Raw genomic sequence first — 1,525 nt, 5'->3', positions numbered from 1 at the left:
CCACGAACAACAACGACTGAACCAACCGCAACTCAAGACGCGAAGGTCACTTTTGACCCGGCCAAACTGGGTCCGGGTTCAGCCGACGCCGACACCTATTTTGCGACTGCACTCACAGGGGGAGGAGTTCATGTATTCCGAGCATGCGATGTCAGTACCTCCTTGTACCGTCCGGATGGGCCACGCAACCAGCGCTCCTTGAGTGACCAACAAGCCCAATGGGTACTCCAGTCCATCGCCAGCGGCCGGATCACGAGGGTGGAGGCTGCGGAAGGACTGGGTGTATCCCGTGCTGTGATCGACGGCATCGTCGGGGGCCGGAGCTACCGTCATCTCCCCCCGGCCTACGTTCCTGCCGTAACCACGACCGCGCACCTATCGCGGCAGCGCAGAAACGCCAGAGCGCAGAGCCTTGCGGGAGGCCTTGTCGGCCCGGCAGAGGGTTCCGGCCTCGGCCGGGGCGTCGATGATCCCGTGGGTGCGGGCGGCGCGGATGTCGTGGACCGTGCCGGTTCCGACGCCGAAGCCGTCGGCGGGCTGGGCGTAGATGTGTCCGCACCGCAGGCTGGCCGGCACGAGCAGGGCCTGCCGGTCCGCAGGAAGCCGACGCCACCGTGTACCGAGCTCACGGTGCCGGGCGGTCAGCCGACGGGACAGGTACCGGAGGGCCGAGCTGGACAGACCGATCCCCGACGGGCGGACAAGCACATGAAGCTCCGGTCGGACAGGCTGCTCCTGGCCTACAACCCGTCTACCAGGAGCCTCACCTCTTTCTCACCCCCGGCCCCGCACCAACCCACACCGCCACCAACCACGTTGGCAAAGCAGAGGGGGCAGGTCAGCTGCTCGGACCTGGGCGAGCCAGCCGGTGAGCGCGTCGGTGTTGTCGGCGTGCGGAGCAAGGAGCCGGGCGAAGTTCCTTATGCCGGTTGTCAGGTGGGTCATGACCCTGGCGGCGGCGTTTCGGCAGTTCCCGCAGCCTGGCTGTGGCCTGTGGCCAAGTGCGGTTTGTGGCAACGCCGTTCGCCAGTCCGGTTGCCGAACTCGACGGCGACGGCCCGCAGTCACTGCTTCAGCCCGAGGCTGGAGCGTCGATACTGCTCGCTCAGTCCGTCAACCTGCTCGGCGAAGGTACCGCGCCGGCATGACGGCCGGTCGCAGAAGAACCGCAGCCCCCGCAGCCGGATGACCAGCTGCGTTACGCCGAGGGGGTGTTCGCCGGGACTTTGCTCGTACGCGGAGTGCACCCGTATTGCCCGTGCCCGGCAACTCGGACACCGAGGCGGCGGACCGCAGGCCGCCGCCTCCATGCAGATCGCTTCCGGGGAGACGTTCACCCTCATCACCGCGGTGCTCCTCCCGGCGCCGGAGGGTGCAGGATCCTCCCGACTATCCCCGACCGCTGCGCCCACCGCTGCGTCCACCACCGCTGCGGTGGCCGCCGTTGCGGTGGCCGCTGTGGTGGTGGGATGACGACGAAGTGTTGTTCCTGCCAGGCTCGCCAGACGGCGCGGGGAGCATGCTG

General features: G+C 67.9%; 1 protein-coding gene and 1 pseudogene. Both read right to left on the bottom strand.

Going from position 1 to position 1,525, the window contains the following annotated elements:
• Window positions 1-444: 444 nt before the first annotated feature.
• Window positions 445-708, bottom strand: a pseudogene (locus AB0D85_RS52230) (IS5/IS1182 family transposase); the annotation flags it as partial.
• Window positions 709-1,064: 356 nt separating this feature from the next.
• Window positions 1,065-1,310 carry a transposase family protein gene (locus tag AB0D85_RS52225; protein ID WP_362338768.1) on the bottom strand — a complete coding sequence of 82 codons (246 nt, stop codon included), beginning with the start codon at window positions 1,308-1,310 and terminating at the stop codon, window positions 1,065-1,067.
• Between the last annotated feature and the right edge of the window lie 215 nt (window positions 1,311-1,525).

The sequence above is a fragment of the Streptomyces sp. NPDC048277 genome, assembly GCF_040652235.1.
GTDB lineage: Bacteria > Actinomycetota > Actinomycetes > Streptomycetales > Streptomycetaceae > Streptomyces.
Note: the sequence above shows the minus strand (reverse complement) of the source record. Positions and strands in the feature narration are given on the sequence as shown.

Coding starts and splice junctions, on each gene's coding strand:
- AB0D85_RS52225 (WP_362338768.1), bottom strand. CDS start 1,310: ATGGAGGCGGCGGCCTGCGGTCCGCCGCCTCGGTGTCCGAGTTGCCGG.